The following is a 1,830-nucleotide window of genomic DNA, read 5'->3' on the forward strand; positions in this document are numbered from 1 at the left end:
CCCGGCGGTCAGCAGCAGGGCCAGCAGTTTGGCGGGCCCCATCTTTCCCCCTGAAAGAGAAAGGCGTAGGCGGCCACAATGCCTGGCGCCAGGTACTGCAGAAACACTGCGGTGGCCACGTTGGTCTGGCTGATGGTATAGAGATAACTGAACTGATTCAGCGCAATTCCGCCGATCCCCAGTACGGCCAGGTAGAGAAGATCGCATTTTTTACCCGTAGCAAATGAGGTTTCCAAAGGGCCAGGTAGGCCAGCAGCACCAGGAAGGACAAAGTAATCCTGATGGTGACCAGGTGCAGGGGGTTTACCTGCTGGTTAAATAAAATTTTGGCCACGGTGCCGGAGATCCCCCACATGGACGTAGCCCCTACCAAAAAGAAAAATCCTTTGACGGACGGCTTCAAACCTTACACCCCCTGAGGTATTGTAACAGATTCCCCGGTCTGTGGAATACAGAAAAGTTGCCCTTTGGCGGACAAAAGTTTATTCCCGGATGACAGGCATGGACAAATTCTGTTATTATTAGAACTATCTACGGTTTTGCGAAGGAGGTTTAGTCAGTTGGTTCGTTCAGACATAAAAGAAGGGATTAGTGCGGCCCTGCCGGTTGTCTTCGGTTATTTTCCCATCGGAATGGCCTTTGGCGTTTTAGCGGTGCAATCGGGCATGTCCACCGTAGAAATTTTTATGATGTCTTTGCTGGTATACGCAGGTTCTTCCCAATTTATCGCGGCAGGGCTGCTGGCAGCCCAGGCTTCCATCGGCGCCATTGTTTTAACCACTTTTCTGGTCAATTCCCGTCATATGTTAATGACGGCTTCCCTGGCTCCTTACGTAAGAAACATTAATGCGAAATTACTGTCTCTGCTGGGCTTTTGGGTCACCGATGAAACCTATGCCATTTCCATCGGCGCGGTTGCAAAACAGCAAAAAAGTCAGTGGTACTTCTTGGGCTTGTTTATTACTTCCCATTTGGCCTGGCTTTCCAGCACCGTGCTGGGCTCGGTGATGGGCAACTTTATCCCGGAGCCCCAAAAGTTCGGCCTTGATTTTGCCCTGCCGGCCATGTTCATCGCCCTGCTGATCCTTCAGGTGAGACACAAGAAGGCCATTTCCATTATCTTTATTTCCGCAGTCTTATCCATCGGTATCAAACTGAACCTGGGCGGCAGTTGGAACATCATCCTGGCCACCGTCATTTCTGTAACGATAGGAGTGTTGATTGATAAATGGATGGAAAAGTCCTCACAATCATTATCGGCATGATGATTGTCACCTACATCCCCCGCATGCTGCCCCTGGCCATTTTATCCCGCATCAATATTTCCAAGGGACTGCTGAACTGGCTGAGTTATGTCCCGGTGGCCGTGCTGTCCGCGCTGCTGGCCCCGGAACTGCTGCTGAAAGACGGGCAGCTCAGTGTCAATCTTTCAAACACCTACCTGCTGGCTGCCATCCCCTGCTTTATCACCGGTATTTACAGCAAGAGCATCTTTTTAACGGTGGTCACCGGCATGGCCATGGTGGTTCTGTTAAACAAGTTCATGTAAAAATGCCGCCGAACAGAACCGGCGGCATTTTTGATCAGCCCCTTCTTGCAAGGTAACAAACCCTATCTGCCATAGAGTAACCACAACCACTCCATTACCTAAAGCTTTGTCCCTTCCACCGGAGAATAGCTTAAATGCAGGGCATACTCCACCTTGTCGTCAAAGGCCTGATCGTGGGAAACCAGCAGCAGCTGCTCAAATTTACATTCCTGCTGGGCTTTGCTGACGGCCTCGGCCAGCATGATCCTGCTCTCGGTATCCAGACCGTAGGTGGGTTCGTC

The 1,830-nt window shown here is 50.9% G+C and carries 5 protein-coding genes; 2 read left to right on the forward strand and 3 right to left on the reverse strand.

From position 1 onward, the window contains the following. Positions 1 to 8: 8 nt before the first annotated feature. A complete protein-coding gene (locus P378_RS17185; RefSeq protein WP_274378765.1) occupies positions 9 to 236 on the reverse strand; it encodes an EamA family transporter in 228 nt (75 codons plus the stop codon). After that, complete coding sequence (locus P378_RS23235) at positions 158 to 373, reverse strand: EamA family transporter (protein ID WP_274378766.1); 216 nt, start codon at positions 371 to 373, stop codon at positions 158 to 160. The genes P378_RS17185 and P378_RS23235 overlap by 79 nt, the downstream gene beginning before the upstream one ends. A 187-nt stretch (positions 374 to 560) precedes the next feature. Here P378_RS23235 and P378_RS17190 point away from each other — a divergent pair, with 187 nt between their 5' ends. Continuing rightward, the gene (locus P378_RS17190; RefSeq protein WP_099084070.1) at positions 561 to 1,265 is read left to right on the forward strand and encodes an AzlC family ABC transporter permease; all 705 of its coding nucleotides are present in this window, start codon (positions 561 to 563) and stop codon (positions 1,263 to 1,265) included. Further along, positions 1,229 to 1,549, forward strand: coding sequence for an AzlD domain-containing protein (locus tag P378_RS17195; protein WP_099084071.1), 321 nt, complete (start codon positions 1,229 to 1,231; stop codon positions 1,547 to 1,549). The genes P378_RS17190 and P378_RS17195 overlap by 37 nt, the downstream gene beginning before the upstream one ends. Positions 1,550 to 1,647: 98 nt before the next feature. Here P378_RS17195 and P378_RS17200 read toward each other — a convergent pair. Then, a partial coding sequence (locus P378_RS17200; protein WP_207654077.1) for a P-loop NTPase family protein occupies positions 1,648 to 1,830 on the reverse strand: 183 nt, incomplete at its 5' end.

Source organism: Desulforamulus profundi (assembly GCF_002607855.1).